Genomic DNA, 16,356 nt, shown 5'->3' on the forward strand with positions numbered 1-16,356 from the left:
CACCCAAGCAATTTGACTACTCGAAAGAGCATCAGATTGCGGTGTGTGAAGACGCAATGAACCGAAAGTTCGAGATCTCACAAAACACCGACAGCTGTCACATACCCAATTTGCTGAAGCGAGGCCAGCCGGCCACGACTCAGTACCCGAATTTCTTGACGACCATAGAGCATTGGAACCACCTGATCCCATCCCGAACTCAGCAGTGAAACGATGCATCGCCGATGGTAGTGTGGGGTTTCCCCATGTGAGAGTAGGTCATCGTCAAGATTAAATTCCGAAACCCCATTTGCGAAAGCAGATGGGGTTTTGTTTTGGGCGCTCGGAAAGTGCGAAGAGGCGCCTCGGCAGGGTCTTCAGTGCTAAAGGCCTTTCTATGCAATGACCCTGCGCATGGCTATCATGCGTGCCTCATTGTGAGGCGATACTTGCATGCTGACGTTGTTAGAACTTCTAAAAGATGGCCGATTCCATTCCGGAGAAGCACTTGGCGCAGCCCTGGGCGTTAGTCGCAGTGCTGTCTGGAAGCAGCTCCAGCATCTTGAGGCCGAATTGAATCTGCCGGTCCACAAGGTTCGTGGGAGGGGGTATCAATTAGCTTCGCCGCTGGTTTTCTTGAGTTCCGAGCAGATTGCACTGCATGCGTCTTCCCTGGCGTGGCCTATCCATATCTACGACTCCATCGACTCGACAAATGCCGAGGCTCTGCGACTTGTTGAGGTTGAGCGTGCGACGCCGTACCTGGTGCTTGCGGAGCAGCAAACGGCGGGAAGAGGGCGACGTGGTCGAAAGTGGGTCAGCCCGTTCGCTCAGAATGTGTATTACAGCCTCTTATTGCGTATCGAGAATGGTCCGCGACAACTGGAAGGCCTGAGCCTTGTGGTTGGCTTGGCGGTAATGCAGGCGTTGCGTGAGTCTGGAGTGCGGGGTGCGGCTCTGAAGTGGCCAAACGACGTCCTGGTGGGGCAGAAGAAGATTGCCGGGATTTTGCTGGAACTCGTAGGGGATCCCGCGGATATTTGCCACGTTGTCCTCGGCATCGGTATTAACGTGAATATGCAGAAGGCTGAAGAGGTTGATCAGCAATGGACGTCATTGCAGTTGGAGACGGGGTCTCCAGTGGATCGTAACTCTCTGGTGGCGCGCCTGTGCATGCAGTTGCAAAGCTACTTGGATCGACACAGGGCGCAAGGATTTTCATCGCTTCGGGATGAGTGGGAAAAAGGTCACGCCTGGCAGGGAAAGGCGGTGTCACTCATAGCGGGCGCCAACCGTGTCGATGGGGTGGTGCTGGGTATCGACGGTCAGGGGGCATTGCGTTTAAGTGTCGGTGGTGTTGAGAAAATATACAGTGGTGGTGAGTTAAGCCTGAGGTTGCGTGATGATTCTTGAGCTCGACTGTGGGAATAGCTTCATCAAGTGGCGCGTACTTGATTTGGATCGGGCGACGGCATCTGCAGAAGGTGTCGCTAGTTCGGATGTTGCATTGATTGAAAGCCTGTCAGTGCTGCCTGGTGTGTTGCTGACACATTGCCGGTTGGTGAGTGTTCGTGCTCTGGACGAAACAAAAAACCTGGTTGATGCATTGGTGGAGGTCTTTGGCGTTGCGGTTTCCTGCGCTGTTTCTGCGCGAGAAATGGCTGGGGTGCGCAACGGTTACGAAGATTTCGAGCGTCTTGGTCTTGATCGCTGGTTAGCAATGCTGGGCGGCTTCAAATTGGCGTCGGGCGCATGCCTGGTGCTTGATTTCGGCACGGCTGCTACTGCAGATTTTGTTGCCGGTGATGGTGAGCATTTAGGTGGCTTCATCTGTCCTGGTATGCCCCTCATGCGTAATCAGCTGCGCACGCATACGCGCAAGATACGTTACGACGATGCAGCTGCCGAGAGAGCCTTGGAGCGCCTATCGCCAGGGCATACGACCGTAGAGGCTGTAGAACGTGGCTGTACGTTGATGCTCAGAGGGTTTGTGCTGACCCAGCTTGAGCTGGCCAGAAGTTATTGGGGGGATAACTTCACTGTATTCCTGACGGGGGGCGATGCTGATTTGGTGAGGGATGCCGTGCCTCAGGCTCGACTCGTTCCTGATTTGATTTTCGTAGGTCTGGCAATGGCGTGCCCTTTATCTTGAGGTGTTTATGCGTTGGTTGTTTTTGCTTTTATTGATCCTGAACGCCTTCTACTACATATGGCATCAGCAAGAGGCGCCGTTGCGTGCTAAAGACGTGACTCCTCTGAGCCTCTATCGGAATACGCAGCAGGATATTCGCCTGCTGAGCGAGTCTTCCGACGCTGTGATGCGCAAGGATCGGGCTAAGGCATCTGATGCGCAAAATACTTGCTTATACATTGGTGGCTTTGCCGACCAGCGACAGGCGCAATTCCTCGAGCAGCGCCTCACTAGCCTGGATATAAAGGTTAAGGTACAGCTGCTGAGTGCTCCTGATGCGCAAGGTTACTGGCTTCGAGTTGCCCCGGAAAGCCGACGCCTGGCTGACGACCTGCCCTTTGAAAACCTTGCTAAGGAATTCAATGAGTTAAAACATAAAATAATGCTGTGCGAAGGCATTGCAACTCTCGAATAGTTTGCATAGAATGGCGCCCGCTTCGCAGTGAAGACCTTTAAGGTCTAAGGTGCGAAGCGAAGGTCAATGCAGCTAACCTCATATTTTTAATGAGAAAATGCTTGACAGAAGGCCGGCGTGATGTAGAATGCCGGCTCGCTTAGGAGGGGTTCCCGAGCGGCCAAAGGGATCAGACTGTAAATCTGACGTCTACGACTTCGAAGGTTCGAATCCTTCCCCCTCCACCATTTTTAGCGTGAGCTGCAAGCTCCGCGGGTATAGTTTAGTGGTAGAACCTCAGCCTTCCAAGCTGATGATGCGGGTTCGATTCCCGCTACCCGCTCCAAGTTTGCAGGTTGTGCACGGTGTTTCGCTCTTGTAGCTCAGTTGGTAGAGCACACCCTTGGTAAGGGTGAGGTCAGCGGTTCAAATCCGCTCAAGAGCTCCATATAACAAGGCAGATATGAAAATATCTGCCTTTGTTTTAACGGCTGGCTCGGCTTGATGGTGTTCAGATCGCTTGTTGTTGAGTGATTTCAAGTCTTTGGGGGTTGGTTGTTGTAAAGTCTTTTTCGGGTCTGCATAATGGTCGGCCTGATTTTGTTTTAGGTCAGTAGCTCAATTGGCAGAGCGACGGTCTCCAAAACCGTAGGTTGGGGGTTCGATTCCCTCCTGACCTGCCAGATTCACGTGGTGTGTCTGGCTTTCTTTTCACAGGATCTTCATAGATGACTCCTAAGGCTGAAGCTCAAAGCTCTCGTTTCGATCTCGTCAAGTGGCTCGCTGTAGTCGCTTTGGTGGTCGTGGGCGTTGTTGGCAACCAGTACTATTCTGCTTCGCCGATCCTGTACCGCGTTCTCGTTTTGCTCGCCCTTGCTGCTGTAGCTGCCTTTGTAGGCCTGCAGACTGCCAAAGGCAAGTCTTTCGCGGTCCTGGTGAAGGAAGCTCGCACCGAAATTCGTAAAGTCGTTTGGCCAACTCGCCAAGAAACCACGCAGACCACGTTGATTGTTGTGGCTGTTGTTCTGGTTATGGCGTTGCTGTTGTGGGGGCTTGATTCCCTGCTCGGCTGGCTTGTTTCCTTGATTGTTGGCTAAGGGTGTCCCGTGGCTAAGCGTTGGTACGTTGTGCATGCTTACTCGGGTTACGAGAAGCATGTTATGCGCTCTTTGCTGGAGCGCGTAAAGCTGGCAGGCATGGAAGATGGCTTCGGCGAAATTCTGGTTCCCACTGAAGAAGTGGTTGAAATGCGGAATGGTCAGAAGCGCAAGAGTGAGCGCAAGTTCTTTCCTGGCTACGTGCTGGTACAGATGGACATGAACGAAGGTACTTGGCACTTGGTCAAGGACACTCCTCGTGTTATGGGTTTTATCGGCGGTACGGCTGATAAGCCTGCTCCGATCACTGACAAAGAGGCAGAAGCAATTCTGCGTCGTGTCGCCGACGGTAGCGACAAGCCCAAGCCGAAGACGTTGTTCGAGCCGGGTGAGGTTGTTCGTGTCACAGATGGTCCGTTTGCTGATTTCAACGGGACCGTCGAAGAGGTTAACTACGAAAAGAGCCGGATCCAGGTCGCGGTGCTCATTTTCGGTCGCTCTACTCCGGTAGAGTTGGAATTCAGCCAGGTCGAGAAGGTCTAGCTGAGTAAGCATCCCAACCCCGCAGCCTTAGGCTGTGGGGTTTTGTCGTCACTGGGATAAACGCGCAAGTAACCGGGGAGCCTTTCGAGGCGCTTGAACCCGTAATTGGAGTGCCTCATGGCCAAGAAGATTACCGCTTACATCAAGCTGCAAGTGAAGGCCGCTCAGGCCAACCCAAGCCCACCTGTTGGTCCAGCCCTGGGTCAGCACGGCGTGAACATCATGGAATTCTGCAAGGCTTTCAACGCCCGTACTCAGGGTCTTGAGCCAGGTCTGCCGACTCCAGTGATCATCACTGTATACAGCGACCGTAGCTTCACTTTCGAAACCAAGTCGACCCCGGCTTCGGTTCTGCTGAAGAAGGCTGCTGGTCTGACTAGCGGTTCCGCTCGTCCTAACACCGTTAAGGTTGGCACCGTAACTCGTGCTCAGCTGGAAGAAATCGCGAAAACCAAAAACGCGGATCTGACTGCAGCTGATATGGATGCAGCCGTGCGTACCATCGCCGGTTCTGCTCGTAGCATGGGCCTTAACGTGGAGGGTGTGTAATGGCTAAGCTGACCAAGCGCCAAAAGGCTATCGCCGGCAAAATCGAAGCGGGCAAGTCCTACAATTTTGTAGACGCTGCTGCTCTGCTGACCGAGCTGTCGACTGTCAAGTTCAGCGAGTCCGTTGACGTTGCTGTAAACCTGGGTGTTGACCCACGTAAATCTGACCAGGTCGTTCGTAGCGCTACTGTGCTGCCACACGGTACTGGTAAGACTGTTCGTGTAGCTGTCTTCACTCAAGGCCCGGCAGCTGAAGCTGCTCTGGCCGCCGGCGCTGACCGCGTTGGTATGGACGACCTGGCTGCCGAAATGAAAGGCGGCGACCTGAACTACGACGTAGTTATTGCTTCCCCGGACGCAATGCGTGTTGTAGGCCAGTTGGGTCAGATCCTGGGCCCGCGTGGCCTGATGCCTAACCCTAAGGTTGGCACCGTAACGCCAGACGTAGCTACCGCGGTTAAAAACGCCAAGGCTGGTCAGGTTCGTTATCGTACCGACAAAAACGGCATCATTCACACCTCCGTTGGCAAGGTCGGCTTCGACGCCGTCAAGCTGAAGGAGAACGTTGAAGCCCTGATCGCCGATCTGAAGCGTATCAAGCCAGCTTCCTCGAAAGGTATCTACGTCAAGCGCGTTACCCTGAGCACCACCATGGGCCCAGGCCTGGTCATCGACCAAGGCTCGCTGGACGTATAAGACACAAGTTGGCGCAAGCGATTGCGCCAATTGAAAGATTGGGGTCCCTGCCTGGCGGGGGCTATCCAAGACCGTAGGCGACGCAAGTCTTAAACCAACAAGCCTACGCAGATGGTGCTCCCGGTTCCTTACCGAATCAGACACCAAAACGACATCCGGCTCCGGCCAGATGAAACGGTAACAAGCAGGAGTTAAACCCGTGGCAATTAATCTCGAAGACAAGAAGGCCATCGTCGCTGAAGTCAACGAGGCTGCCAAAGCTGCTCTGTCCGCTGTCGTGGCTGATGCCCGTGGTGTGACAGTAGGCGCTATGACCGGACTCCGTAAAGAGGCTCGTGAAGCTGGCGTATACGTACGTGTTGTACGTAACACCCTGCTCAAGCGCGCCGTTGCTGACACTGAATACAGTGTCCTCAACGACGTGTTCACTGGCCCGACTCTGATTGCCTTCTCCAAGGATCATCCAGGCGCTGCTGCCCGTTTGTTCAAAGAGTTCGCTAAGAGTCAGGATAAGTTCGAGATCAAGGCAGCTGCGTTCGAGGGCAAGTTCCTCGCAGCTAACCAAATCGACGTACTGGCAACACTGCCGACCCGCAACGAAGCCATTTCGCAGCTGATGAGCGTGATTCAAGGCGCTACCAGCAAGCTGGCTCGTACTCTGGCTGCAGTTCGCGAGCAAAAAGAAGCTGCCGCAGCCTAAGGCTGAGCAACTTCTCTCGCGTATTTTTGTTTATTTCGATGGCCGCGTAGGCCGTCCCCCAATTCAGGAAATACAGCAATGTCTATCTCCCAAGACGATATCCTCAACGCCGTAGCTGAAATGTCGGTTCTGCAGGTTGTTGAGCTGATCAAAGCTTTCGAAGAAAAATTCGGCGTTTCCGCTGCCGCTGCTTCCGCTGGCCCAGCTGCTGCTGCTGCCGTTGTTGAAGAGCAAACCGAATTCAACGTCATGCTGACCGAAGCTGGCGAGAAGAAAGTAAACGTGATCAAGGCAGTACGTGAACTGACCGGTCTGGGCCTGAAAGAAGCCAAGGCTGTAGTTGACGGCGCTCCTGCCATGGTTCTGGAAGCTGTTGCCAAAGAAGCAGCTGACAAAGCCAAAGCTACTCTGGAAGAAGCAGGCGCTAAAGTCGAGCTGAAGTAAGCATCGACCTTGCGTCTCCAGCCCAAGCGTTAAGCTGAAGGCTGATGGCTGGTGGCTCTTGCCACCGGCCTTTTTCCGTTCTTGGCTGTCGACTCGGTCGCCGCCATTAACGCGCTGTAGCCACCCGATGCGGTGGTGCAAACCATGGGGTTTGCAAGATTTTCTGGCTGCTCCCGTCGGGAGGGCCAAACAAGCAGGTGACCAAGCTGGGGAACGCTGATGGCTTACTCATATACTGAGAAAAAACGTATCCGCAAGGACTTTAGCAAGTTGCCGGACGTCATGGATGTCCCGTACCTTCTGGCTATCCAGCTGGATTCGTATCGTGAATTCTTGCAGGCGGGAGCGACCAAAGATCAGTTCCGCGACGTGGGCCTGCATGCGGCCTTCAAATCCGTTTTCCCGATCATCAGCTACTCCGGCAATGCTGCGCTGGAGTACGTCGGTTATCGCCTGGGCGAACCGGCATTTGATGTCAAAGAATGCGTGTTGCGCGGTGTTACGTACGCCGTACCTTTGCGGGTAAAAGTCCGTCTGATCATTTTCGACAAAGAGTCGTCGAACAAAGCGATCAAGGACATCAAAGAGCAAGAAGTCTACATGGGCGAAATCCCATTGATGACTGAGAACGGTACCTTCGTTATCAACGGTACCGAGCGCGTTATCGTTTCCCAGCTGCACCGTTCCCCGGGCGTGTTCTTCGACCACGACCGCGGCAAGACGCACAGCTCCGGCAAGCTCCTGTACTCCGCGCGGATCATTCCGTACCGCGGTTCGTGGTTGGACTTCGAGTTCGATCCGAAAGACTGCGTGTTCGTGCGTATCGACCGTCGTCGCAAGCTGCCGGCCTCGGTACTGCTGCGCGCGCTCGGCTACACCACTGAGCAAGTCCTGGATGCGTTCTACACCACCAACGTATTCAGCCTGAAGGATGAAACCCTCAAGCTGGAGCTGATCGCTTCGCGTCTGCGTGGTGAAATTGCTGTCCTGGACATTCAGGATGAAAAGGGCAAGGTCATCGTTGAGGCTGGCCGTCGTATCACTGCGCGCCACATCAACCAGATCGAAAAAGCGGGTATCAAAGAGCTGGAAGTTCCCCTGGACTATGTCCTGGGCCGTACTACCGCGAAGGTCATCGTTCACCCGGCTACAGGCGAAATCCTGGCTGAGTGCAACACCGAGCTGAACACCGAGATCCTGGCCAAAATCGCCAAGGCGCAGGTTGTTCGCATCGAGACCCTGTACACCAACGATATCGACTGCGGTCCGTTCGTCTCCGACACCCTGAAGATCGACTCCACCAGCAACCAATTGGAAGCGCTGGTAGAAATCTATCGCATGATGCGTCCTGGCGAGCCACCAACCAAAGACGCTGCAGAAACCCTGTTCAACAACCTGTTCTTCAGCCCTGAGCGCTACGACCTGTCTGCGGTCGGCCGGATGAAGTTCAACCGTCGTATCGGTCGCACCGAGATCGAAGGTTCGGGTGTGCTGTGCAAGGAAGACATCGTTGCGGTCCTGAAGACTCTGGTCGACATCCGTAACGGCAAAGGCATCGTCGATGACATCGACCACCTGGGTAACCGTCGTGTTCGCTGCGTAGGCGAAATGGCCGAGAACCAGTTCCGCGTTGGCCTTGTGCGTGTTGAGCGTGCGGTCAAAGAGCGTCTGTCGATGGCTGAAAGCGAAGGCCTGATGCCGCAAGACCTGATCAACGCCAAGCCAGTGGCTGCGGCGGTGAAAGAGTTCTTCGGTTCCAGCCAGCTCTCGCAGTTCATGGACCAGAACAACCCGCTTTCCGAGATCACCCACAAGCGCCGTGTTTCCGCACTGGGCCCGGGCGGTCTGACCCGTGAGCGTGCTGGCTTTGAAGTGCGTGACGTACACCCGACTCACTACGGTCGTGTATGCCCAATCGAAACGCCGGAAGGCCCGAACATCGGTCTGATCAACTCCCTGGCCGCCTATGCGCGCACCAACCAGTACGGCTTCCTTGAGAGCCCGTACCGTGTGGTGAAAGACGCCCTGGTTACCGACGAGATCGTGTTCCTGTCCGCCATCGAAGAAGCTGATCACGTGATCGCTCAGGCTTCGGCCACGATGAACGACAAGAAGGTCCTGATCGACGAGCTGGTAGCTGTTCGTCACCTGAACGAGTTCACCGTCAAGGCGCCGGAAGACGTCACCTTGATGGACGTATCGCCGAAGCAGGTAGTTTCGGTCGCAGCGTCGCTGATCCCGTTCCTGGAACACGATGACGCCAACCGTGCGTTGATGGGTTCCAACATGCAGCGTCAAGCTGTACCGACCCTGCGTGCCGACAAGCCGCTGGTAGGTACCGGCATGGAGCGTAACGTAGCCCGTGACTCCGGCGTTTGCGTCGTGGCTCGTCGTGGCGGCGTGATCGATTCCGTTGATGCCAGCCGTATCGTGGTTCGTGTTGCTGATGACGAAGTTGAAACCGGTGAAGCCGGTGTCGACATCTACAACCTGACCAAATACACCCGCTCGAACCAGAACACTTGCATCAACCAGCGTCCGCTGGTGCGCAAGGGTGATCGCGTTCAGCGTAGCGACATCATGGCTGACGGTCCGTCCACCGATATGGGTGAATTGGCTCTGGGTCAGAACATGCGCATCGCGTTCATGGCATGGAACGGCTTCAACTTCGAAGACTCCATCTGCCTGTCCGAGCGTGTGGTTCAAGAAGATCGCTTCACCACGATCCACATTCAGGAACTGACCTGTGTGGCGCGTGACACCAAGCTTGGGCCAGAGGAAATCACTGCAGACATCCCGAACGTGGGTGAAGCTGCACTGAACAAGCTGGACGAAGCCGGTATCGTTTACGTAGGTGCTGAGGTGGGTGCGGGCGACATCCTGGTTGGTAAGGTCACTCCGAAAGGCGAGACCCAACTGACTCCGGAAGAGAAGCTGCTGCGTGCCATCTTCGGTGAAAAAGCCAGCGACGTTAAAGACACTTCCCTGCGTGTACCTACCGGTACCAAGGGTACTGTCATCGACGTACAGGTCTTCACCCGTGACGGCGTCGAGCGTGATGCTCGTGCACTGTCCATCGAGAAGACCCAGCTCGACGAGATCCGCAAGGACCTCAACGAAGAGTTCCGTATCGTTGAGGGCGCGACCTTCGAACGTCTGCGTTCCGCCCTGGTAGGCCACAAGGCTGAAGGCGGCGCAGGTCTGAAGAAAGGTCAGGACATCACCGACGAAATCCTCGACGGTCTTGAGCACGGCCAGTGGTTCAAACTGCGCATGGCTGAAGATGCTCTTAATGAGCAGCTCGAGAAGGCCCAGGCCTATATCGTTGATCGTCGCCGTCTGCTGGACGACAAGTTCGAAGACAAGAAGCGCAAACTGCAGCAGGGCGATGACCTGGCTCCAGGCGTGCTGAAAATCGTCAAGGTTTACCTGGCAATCCGTCGCCGCATCCAGCCGGGCGACAAGATGGCCGGTCGTCACGGTAACAAAGGTGTGGTCTCCGTGATCATGCCGGTTGAAGACATGCCGCACGATGCCAATGGCACCCCGGTCGACGTCGTCCTCAACCCGTTGGGCGTACCTTCGCGTATGAACGTTGGTCAGATCCTTGAAACCCACCTTGGCCTCGCGGCCAAAGGTCTGGGCGAGAAGATCAATCGTATGATCGAAGAGCAGCGCAAGGTTGCTGACCTGCGTAAGTTCCTGCACGAGATCTACAACGAGATCGGCGGTCGTAAGGAAGAGCTGGATACCTTCTCCGACCAGGAAATCCTGGATCTGGCGAAGAACCTGCGCGGTGGCGTTCCAATGGCTACCCCGGTGTTCGACGGTGCCAAGGAAAGCGAAATCAAGGCCATGCTGAAACTGGCAGACCTGCCAGAAAGCGGCCAGATGCAGCTGTTCGACGGCCGTACCGGCAACAAGTTCGAGCGCCCGGTTACTGTTGGCTACATGTACATGCTGAAGCTGAACCACTTGGTAGACGACAAGATGCACGCTCGTTCTACCGGTTCGTACAGCCTGGTTACCCAGCAGCCGCTGGGTGGTAAGGCTCAGTTCGGTGGTCAGCGTTTCGGGGAGATGGAGGTCTGGGCACTGGAAGCATACGGTGCTGCTTACACTCTGCAAGAAATGCTCACAGTGAAGTCGGACGATGTGAACGGTCGTACCAAGATGTACAAAAACATCGTGGATGGCGATCACCGTATGGAGCCGGGCATGCCCGAGTCCTTCAACGTGTTGATCAAAGAAATTCGTTCCCTCGGCATCGATATCGATCTGGAAACCGAATAACACGTGACGCGAATCGAGAGCGGGGCTGTTTAGCCCGCTCTCTGCTCCGCCAGGAGGAAAGGCCTTGAAAGACCTACTGAATTTGCTGAAAAACCAGGGTCAAGTCGAAGAGTTCGACGCCATCCGTATTGGATTGGCATCGCCTGAGATGATCCGTTCGTGGTCGTTCGGTGAAGTTAAAAAGCCGGAAACCATCAACTACCGTACGTTCAAACCTGAGCGTGACGGCCTGTTCTGCGCCAAGATCTTTGGCCCGGTAAAGGATTACGAGTGCCTGTGCGGTAAGTACAAGCGCTTGAAGCACCGTGGTGTGATCTGCGAGAAGTGTGGCGTTGAAGTTGCGCTGGCCAAGGTTCGTCGTGAGCGCATGGCGCACATCGAGCTGGCTTCGCCGGTTGCCCATATCTGGTTCCTGAAATCGCTGCCGTCCCGTATCGGCTTGCTGATGGACATGACCCTGCGTGATATCGAACGCGTTCTCTACTTCGAGAGCTATGTCGTTATCGATCCAGGCATGACTACCCTTGAAAAAGGTCAGCTGCTGAACGACGAGCAGTACTTCGAGGCGTTGGAAGAGTTCGGTGATGATTTCGATGCCCGCATGGGTGCCGAAGCTGTCCGCGAACTGCTGCACGCTATCGACCTGGAGCACGAGATTGGTCGTCTGCGCGAAGAAATTCCGCAAACCAACTCCGAAACCAAGATCAAGAAGCTGTCCAAGCGTCTGAAGTTGATGGAAGCCTTCCAGGGTTCCGGCAACCTGCCAGAGTGGATGGTGCTGACCGTTTTGCCGGTTCTGCCGCCAGATCTGCGTCCGCTGGTGCCGTTGGATGGTGGTCGTTTCGCGACTTCCGACCTCAACGACCTGTACCGCCGTGTGATCAACCGTAACAACCGCTTGAAGCGCCTGCTCGATCTGTCCGCTCCGGACATCATCGTGCGCAACGAAAAGCGTATGTTGCAGGAAGCTGTCGATGCCCTGCTCGACAACGGTCGTCGTGGCCGCGCTATCACCGGTTCCAACAAGCGTCCTCTGAAATCCTTGGCTGACATGATCAAGGGTAAGCAAGGTCGTTTCCGTCAGAACTTGCTCGGTAAGCGTGTTGACTACTCTGGTCGTTCGGTAATTACCGTAGGCCCGACCCTGCGTCTGCACCAGTGCGGTCTGCCTAAGAAGATGGCACTTGAACTGTTCAAGCCATTCATCTTCGGCAAGCTGGAAATGCGCGGTCTCGCGACCACCATCAAAGCGGCCAAGAAAATGGTCGAGCGCGAGCTGCCAGAGGTTTGGGACGTTCTCGCTGAAGTGATTCGCGAACACCCGGTTCTCCTCAACCGTGCACCGACCCTTCACCGTCTGGGTATCCAGGCGTTTGAACCGGTACTGATCGAAGGTAAGGCTATCCAGCTGCACCCTCTGGTCTGTGCTGCGTACAACGCCGACTTCGACGGCGACCAAATGGCCGTGCACGTACCGCTGACACTGGAAGCCCAGTTGGAAGCGCGTGCGTTGATGATGTCGACCAACAACATTCTGTCGCCAGCCAACGGTGAGCCAATCATCGTTCCGTCGCAGGACGTTGTATTGGGTCTGTACTACATGACCCGTGAGGCGATCAACGCCAAAGGCGAAGGTCGTGTGTTCGCTGACCTGCAGGAAGTTGACCGTGTGTTCCGTGCCGGCGAAGCCGCACTGCACGCCAAGGTCAAGGTGCGCATCAACGAAACGGTCAACGACCGTGATGGCGGCAGCGTGAGCGGCACCCGTATTGTCGACACCACCGTAGGCCGTGCGCTGTTGTACCAGGTTGTGCCAAAAGGCCTGTCGTACGACGTCGTCAACCTGCCGATGAAGAAAAAGGCGATCTCCAAGCTGATCAACCAATGCTATCGCGTGGTTGGTCTGAAAGAGACCGTGATCTTCGCTGACCAGTTGATGTACACCGGTTTTGCCTATTCGACCATTTCCGGCGTTTCCATCGGTGTTAACGACTTCGTTATCCCTGATGAAAAAGCCCGCATCATCAGTGCAGCTACTGATGAAGTGAAAGAGATCGAAAGCCAGTACGCCTCGGGCCTGGTAACACAGGGCGAGAAGTACAACAAAGTGATCGACCTTTGGTCCAAGGCCAACGATGAAGTGTCCAAGGCGATGATGGCCAACCTCTCGAAAGAGAAGGTCATCGACCGTCACGGCGAAGAAGTTGACCAAGAGTCCTTCAACTCGATGTACATGATGGCCGACTCGGGCGCACGGGGTTCTGCTGCGCAGATCCGTCAGCTCGCCGGTATGCGTGGCCTGATGGCCAAGCCGGACGGCTCCATCATCGAAACGCCGATTACTGCGAACTTCCGTGAAGGTTTGAGCGTACTCCAGTACTTCATCTCTACTCACGGTGCTCGGAAAGGTCTGGCGGATACCGCGTTGAAAACCGCTAACTCCGGTTACCTGACGCGTCGTCTGGTAGACGTTGCGCAAGATCTGGTTGTCACCGAGATCGACTGCGGCACCGAGCACGGCCTGCTGATGACTCCGCACATTGAAGGCGGTGACGTTGTAGAGCCGCTGGGTGAGCGCGTACTGGGTCGTGTTATTGCCCGTGACGTATTCAAGCCAGGTACCGAGGAAGTTATCGTTCCTGCCGGCACTCTGGTTGACGAGAAGTGGGTCGAGTTCATCGAACTCAACAGCATCGACGAAGTGATCGTTCGCTCGCCGATCAGCTGCGAAACCCGCTACGGCATTTGCGCCAAGTGCTACGGTCGTGACTTGGCTCGTGGCCACCAGGTGAACATCGGTGAAGCGGTCGGCGTTATTGCCGCCCAGTCCATCGGTGAGCCGGGTACCCAGCTGACCATGCGTACGTTCCACATCGGTGGTGCGGCAAGCCGGACCTCCGCAGCCGACAGCGTTCAGGTGAAGAATGGCGGTACTGTCCGCCTGCACAACCTGAAGCACGTTGAGCGAGTGGATGGTCACCTGGTTGCTGTGTCCCGTTCCGGTGAGCTGGCAATCGCTGATGACTATGGTCGTGAGCGTGAGCGCTACAAGCTGCCGTACGGTGCTGTGATTTCGGTTAAAGAAGGTGACAAGGTCGACGCTGGCGCAATCGTGGCCAAGTGGGATCCGCACACTCACCCAATCGTTACCGAAATGAAAGGTACCGTGACCTACGTGGGCATGGAAGAAGGCATCACGATCAAGCGTCAGACTGACGAATTGACCGGTATGACCAACATTGAAGTACTCGACGCGAAAGATCGTCCAGCTGCCGGTAAGGACATCCGTCCTGCTGTGAAGATGGTCGACGACAACGGCAAGGATCTGTTGCTGCCAGGCACTGACGTAATCGCTCAGTACTTCCTGCCAGCCAACGCCCTGGTCGGTGTAGCGGATGGTGCGAAGATCGCGATCGGTGATGTTATCGCGCGTATCCCGCAAGAGACTTCGAAGACCCGTGACATCACCGGTGGTCTGCCGCGTGTTGCCGACTTGTTCGAAGCTCGTCGTCCGAAAGAAGCGTCGATCCTTGCAGAAGTCAGCGGCACCATCGCGTTCGGTAAAGAAACCAAGGGCAAGCGCCGTCTGGTCATTACCCCGAACGACGGTACCGATCCGTACGAAGAGCTGATTCCAAAGTGGCGTCACCTGAACGTGTTCGAAGGCGAACAGGTAAACCGCGGCGAAGTGATCTCCGACGGCCCGAGCGATCCACACGACATCCTGCGTCTGCTGGGTGTGAGTGCGCTGGCCAAGTACATCGTCAACGAGATCCAGGACGTTTACCGCCTGCAAGGCGTGAAGATCAACGATAAGCACATCGAGACCATCCTGCGTCAGATGCTGCGTAAAGTTGAGATCGCTGAATCCGGCGATTCCAGTTTCATCAAGGGCGACCAGATGGAACTGACTCACGTGCTGGTGGAAAACGAGCGTCTGGCTGGCGACGAGAAATTCGTTTCCAAGTTCACTCGCGTACTGCTGGGTATCACCAAGGCGTCGTTGTCCACTGAGTCGTTCATCTCGGCGGCCTCCTTCCAGGAGACCACTCGCGTACTGACCGAGGCAGCGGTAACCGGCAAGCGCGATTACCTGCGCGGCCTGAAAGAGAACGTGGTCGTGGGTCGTCTGATCCCGGCTGGTACCGGTTTGGCTTACCACAGCGAGCGTAAGCGTCGCCGTGATGCTGACAAGCCGTTGCGCGTAAGCGCCAGTGAAGTGGAAGCTGCACTGACCGAAGCACTGAACTCAAGCGGTAACTGAGTTCTGCGGTAAATAAGTCTGGGCCCTGGCAGCCCCATTCGTCGGATCAAGGCAGTTTTGCCCGGGTTCGACGGGAGGGGAGGTCGGGGCCTTGCCTTGACTGGGGGCAAGATCCTCTTTAGACTCTTGTACCCCTAAATTTGGCGGGAATTCGTTCCTGCCATTTTGCTTTTCTTGCAAGACAATAGCGTCGCAAGACAACAGTGGAGCTAGTAGATGGCAACTATCAACCAGCTGGTACGTCAGCCGCGTAAGCGTATCGTCGAGAAATCCGACGTGCCTGCGCTGCAGAACTGCCCGCAACGTCGTGGCGTATGCACCCGTGTGTATACCACCACGCCGAAAAAACCTAACTCGGCACTGCGTAAAGTATGCCGTGTGCGCCTGACCAACGGTTTCGAGGTTTCCTCGTACATCGGCGGTGAAGGCCACAACCTGCAAGAGCACAGCGTGGTACTGATCCGCGGCGGTCGTGTAAAAGACTTGCCAGGTGTTCGTTATCACACCGTACGCGGCTCCTTGGATACTTCCGGCGTTAAAGGTCGTAACCAGGGTCGTTCGAAGTACGGTACCAAGAAGCCTAAGTAGTAGCGGCTTTTTGTAAAACTGAATCATCTTATTTTCTGAGTCGATAAGAGTAAGGTCGGAGGCGTCCCGAAAGGGCACCGATTCCGAGCGAACCTGAAGACCGTTTGAGGGCTTATCCATGCCAAGAAGACGCGTAGCAGCCAAGCGCGAAGTGCTTGACGATCCAAAATACGGAAGCCAAATTCTGGCCAAGTTCATGAACCACGTGATGGAAAGCGGCAAGAAAGCCGTTGCCGAGCGTATCGTTTATGGCGCGCTGGAAAAGGTTAAAGAACGCAAGAACAGCGACCCCCTGGAAATCTTCGAGAAAGCTCTCGACGCCATCGCTCCGCTGGTCGAAGTGAAGTCGCGCCGTGTAGGCGGTGCTACTTACCAGGTTCCGGTCGAAGTTCGTCCGTCCCGTCGTAACGCTCTGGCAATGCGCTGGTTGGTAGACTTCGCCCGTAAGCGCGGCGAGAAGTCTATGGCTCTGCGTTTGGCCGGCGAACTGTTGGACGCTGCTGAAGGTAAAGGTGCTGCTGTTAAGAAGCGTGAAGACGTGCACCGTATGGCTGAAGCTAACAAAGCTTTCTCGCACTACCGCTTCTAATCTTAGCTTCACTAATTTTGCGAGGGCTTT

General features: G+C 55.4%; 13 protein-coding genes, 4 tRNA genes and 1 rRNA gene. All 18 read left to right on the forward strand.

Annotation, left to right across the window (positions count from 1 at the left end; genetic code table 11):
• Positions 1–154: 154 nt before the first annotated feature.
• The 18 genes from rrf (at position 155) to rpsG (ending at position 16,326) form a co-directional block, all read left to right on the forward strand.
• Positions 155–270: ribosomal RNA gene (rrf, locus tag BLQ09_RS18350) — 5S ribosomal RNA — on the forward strand.
• Between the two features lie 162 nt (positions 271–432).
• Positions 433–1,392: a bifunctional biotin--[acetyl-CoA-carboxylase] ligase/biotin operon repressor BirA gene (gene birA, locus BLQ09_RS18355; protein ID WP_092358177.1), complete on the forward strand. Its 960-nt coding sequence runs from the start codon at positions 433–435 to the stop codon at positions 1,390–1,392.
• On the forward strand, positions 1,382–2,131 hold the full coding sequence (locus tag BLQ09_RS18360) for a pantothenate kinase (RefSeq protein WP_092358179.1): 750 nt from the start codon (positions 1,382–1,384) through the stop codon (positions 2,129–2,131). The genes birA and BLQ09_RS18360 overlap by 11 nt, the downstream gene beginning before the upstream one ends.
• 7 nt (positions 2,132–2,138) lie before the next feature.
• On the forward strand, positions 2,139–2,585 hold the full coding sequence (locus BLQ09_RS18365; RefSeq protein WP_092358181.1) for a hypothetical protein: 447 nt from the start codon (positions 2,139–2,141) through the stop codon (positions 2,583–2,585).
• Positions 2,586–2,727: 142 nt separating this feature from the next.
• Positions 2,728–2,812 (forward strand) — tRNA-Tyr (locus tag BLQ09_RS18370).
• Positions 2,813–2,836: 24 nt separating this feature from the next.
• Positions 2,837–2,910 (forward strand) — tRNA-Gly (locus BLQ09_RS18375).
• Positions 2,911–2,936: 26 nt separating this feature from the next.
• Positions 2,937–3,012 (forward strand) — tRNA-Thr (locus tag BLQ09_RS18380).
• A 159-nt stretch (positions 3,013–3,171) separates the two neighbouring features.
• Positions 3,172–3,247, forward strand: a tRNA-Trp gene (locus BLQ09_RS18385).
• Positions 3,248–3,292: 45 nt separating this feature from the next.
• Positions 3,293–3,661: a preprotein translocase subunit SecE gene (gene secE, locus BLQ09_RS18390; RefSeq protein WP_027605162.1), complete on the forward strand. Its 369-nt coding sequence runs from the start codon at positions 3,293–3,295 to the stop codon at positions 3,659–3,661.
• Between the two features lie 9 nt (positions 3,662–3,670).
• Entirely contained in the window at positions 3,671–4,204 is a 534-nt protein-coding gene (gene nusG, locus BLQ09_RS18395) for a transcription termination/antitermination protein NusG (protein WP_003176436.1), read from the forward strand.
• A 117-nt stretch (positions 4,205–4,321) separates the two neighbouring features.
• Positions 4,322–4,753, forward strand: coding sequence for a 50S ribosomal protein L11 (gene rplK, locus BLQ09_RS18400; RefSeq protein WP_003176435.1), 432 nt, complete (start codon positions 4,322–4,324; stop codon positions 4,751–4,753).
• Positions 4,753–5,448, forward strand: a complete 696-nt coding sequence (gene rplA, locus BLQ09_RS18405) for a 50S ribosomal protein L1 (protein WP_003176434.1) — start codon at positions 4,753–4,755, stop codon at positions 5,446–5,448. Before rplK ends, rplA begins: the two co-directional genes overlap by 1 nt.
• 199 nt (positions 5,449–5,647) lie before the next feature.
• Complete coding sequence (gene rplJ / locus BLQ09_RS18410) at positions 5,648–6,148, forward strand: 50S ribosomal protein L10 (protein ID WP_003176433.1); 501 nt, start codon at positions 5,648–5,650, stop codon at positions 6,146–6,148.
• A 78-nt stretch (positions 6,149–6,226) separates the two neighbouring features.
• Positions 6,227–6,592, forward strand: coding sequence for a 50S ribosomal protein L7/L12 (gene rplL, locus BLQ09_RS18415; protein ID WP_027605163.1), 366 nt, complete (start codon positions 6,227–6,229; stop codon positions 6,590–6,592).
• Positions 6,593–6,811: 219 nt separating this feature from the next.
• Positions 6,812–10,885: a DNA-directed RNA polymerase subunit beta gene (gene rpoB / locus BLQ09_RS18420; RefSeq protein ID WP_027605164.1), complete on the forward strand. Its 4,074-nt coding sequence runs from the start codon at positions 6,812–6,814 to the stop codon at positions 10,883–10,885.
• A 64-nt stretch (positions 10,886–10,949) separates the two neighbouring features.
• Entirely contained in the window at positions 10,950–15,149 is a 4,200-nt protein-coding gene (gene rpoC, locus BLQ09_RS18425) for a DNA-directed RNA polymerase subunit beta' (protein ID WP_027605165.1), read from the forward strand.
• 216 nt (positions 15,150–15,365) lie between these two features.
• The gene (rpsL, locus tag BLQ09_RS18430) at positions 15,366–15,737 is read left to right on the forward strand and encodes a 30S ribosomal protein S12 (RefSeq protein ID WP_002555494.1); all 372 of its coding nucleotides are present in this window, start codon (positions 15,366–15,368) and stop codon (positions 15,735–15,737) included.
• Between the two features lie 118 nt (positions 15,738–15,855).
• Positions 15,856–16,326, forward strand: coding sequence for a 30S ribosomal protein S7 (gene rpsG / locus BLQ09_RS18435; RefSeq protein WP_002555493.1), 471 nt, complete (start codon positions 15,856–15,858; stop codon positions 16,324–16,326).
• Positions 16,327–16,356 lie beyond the last annotated feature (30 nt).

The organism is Pseudomonas sp. NFACC25 (assembly GCF_900100935.1).
GTDB lineage: Bacteria > Pseudomonadota > Gammaproteobacteria > Pseudomonadales > Pseudomonadaceae > Aquipseudomonas > Aquipseudomonas marginalis.